Consider the following 2,216-nt stretch of genomic DNA (forward strand, 5'->3'; position numbering starts at 1 on the left):
CTGGGGCACCGGTCGGCCGGGTGGGTGGGCTGGCGTCGCACGGACGGGTTCGTCGCGTCCGCTCGGGTGTGTTTCCGGATGGGCGTCCGCCGGTCCGGTCGGTGCGGCGTGGATGCCTGTGGGGGTGTCCGGGCCAGGGGCAGCGGAGGTCCATGGTGGGGCTGCGCGAGCGGCTCGCGGGTCGGCGGATGCTGGTGACCGGGGTGACCGGGTTCATGGGCGAGGCGCTGCTGGAGCGGTTGCTGTCGGATTTTCCGGAGACGTCCGTGGTGGCGCTGGTGCGTCCGCGGGGCAGTCATTCGGGGTCGGCGCGGGTGACCCGGATGCTGCGTAAGCCGGCGTTTCGGGCGTTGCGGGAGCAGATGGGTGCGGCGGGGCTGGCGGAGTTGGTGGCGCGCCGGGTGGAGGTGATCGAGGGGGATCTGGCGTCGGTGCCGGATCTGCCGGCGGACATCGATGTGGTGGTGCACTGCGCGGGTGAGGTGTCCTTCGATCCGCCGATCGATGACGCGTTCCGGATCAATGTGGGTGGGTTGCAGGAGCTGTTGCGGGCGTTGCGGGCGGGTGGGGCGCGTCCGCATCTGGTGCATGTGTCGACGGCGTATGTGGCGGGGTTGCGTTCGGGGCATATCGCGGAGGGTCCGCTGCCTCATGAGGTGGACTGGCGGGTGGAGCAGGCGTTCGCGTCCCGGGTGCGGGAGCAGATCGAGGACGCGTCGCGGTCGCCGGAGAACTCGGCGCGGTTCCGGCGGGCGGGGCGGGTGCGGTTCGAGGCGGCGGGGGCGCAGACGGTCTCGGGTGAGGCGGAGCGGTTGCGCCGGGAGTGGGTGGCGCGCCGGTTGGTGTCGGCGGGTGGTGAGCGGGCGCAGGTGCTGGGGTGGACGGATGCGTACACGTTCACGAAGGCGTTGGGGGAACGCTGGTTGGAGGAGCATCACGGGGATCTGCCGTTGACGGTGATCCGTCCGTCGATCATCGAGAGTGCGTTGCGGCGGCCGTTCCCCGGGTGGATCGAGGGGTTCAAGATGGCCGAGCCGCTGATTCTGGCGTATGGGCGGGGTGAGTTGCCGGACTTCCCGGCGTCGCCGGACGCGGTGGTGGACATCATTCCGATTGATCTGGTGGTGAACGCGACGTTGGCGGCGGCGGCGACGGTGCCGCCGGTGGATTCCCCGGCGTATTACACGGTGTGTTCGGGTTTTCGTAATCCGTTGCGGTTCCAGCAGTTGTACGAGCATGTGCGGGAGTATTTTCTGACGGATCCGTTGCCGCAGCGGGGTCGGGTGTTGTCGCAGGTGCCGACGTCGTCGATGCGGGTGCGTCAGGTGGCGGGGCAGTTGGAGCGGGCGCAGGCGCGGGTGGCGTTTCTGCGGCGCTATTCGGATGTGTACCGGGCGTACACGAAGGCGGAGCTGGTGTATGTCGATGACGCGACGCGGGTGTTGCACGAGTCGATGGATGCCTCGGATCAGGTGGAGTTCGGGTTCGATCCGTGTGCGATCGACTGGGAGCACTATCTGTGTCGGGTGCACTGTCCGGCGGTGACGGCGGTGTTGCGTCGGCCGCGGGCGGCGGCGTCGCCGCGGCGGTTGTCGGGGCATCTGCCGGCGGGTGAGGGGGTGCTGGCGGTGTTCGATCTGGATGGGGCGGTGGCGTCGGCGTCGGTGGTGGAGTCGTATCTGTGGATGCGGTTGTCGGATCTGGGTGGGGTCGCGCGGGTGCGGGAGCTTGCGGGGTTGGCGGCGGCGTTGCCGGGTTATGTGCGGGCGGAACGTCGGGATCGGGGTCATCTGATGCGGGCGGTGTACGCCCGGTACGCGGGGGTGGATCCGCTGGAGTTGGAGCGGCTGGTGGCGCAGGCGGCTGGGGAGGTGTTGTTGCGTCGGGTGCGTCCGGCGGGGATTCGTCGGGTGCGGGAGCATCGGGCGGCGGGGCATCGGACGATGTTGTTGACGGGGGCGTTGGAGGCGGTGACGGCGCCGCTGGCGCCGTTGTTCGACGATGTGGTGGCGGCCCGGTTGGAGGTGGGGCCGGACGGGTTGTGCACGGGCCGGTTGGCGTCGTCGCCGTTGGTGGGTGATGCGCGGGCGGCGTTCGTGGCGCATCATGCGCGGCTGGTGGGGGCGGATCTGTCGGTGTCGTGGGCGTATGCGGACAGCCAGTCGGATCTGCCGTTGTTGCGGGCGGTGGGTAATCCGGTGGCGGTGAATCCGGAT

At 69.9% G+C, this 2,216-nt stretch carries 1 protein-coding gene; it reads left to right on the forward strand.

What is annotated here, in order from left to right; all coding sequences use genetic code 11:
- Nucleotides 1-155: 155 nt before the first annotated feature.
- The coding region (locus G6R24_RS20420; RefSeq protein ID WP_163550758.1) for an SDR family oxidoreductase at nt 156-2,216 on the forward strand (2,061 nt) is incomplete at its 3' end.

This window comes from Candidatus Frankia nodulisporulans (genome assembly GCF_902806475.1).
GTDB classification, from domain to species: domain Bacteria; phylum Actinomycetota; class Actinomycetes; order Frankiales; family Frankiaceae; genus Frankia; species Frankia umida.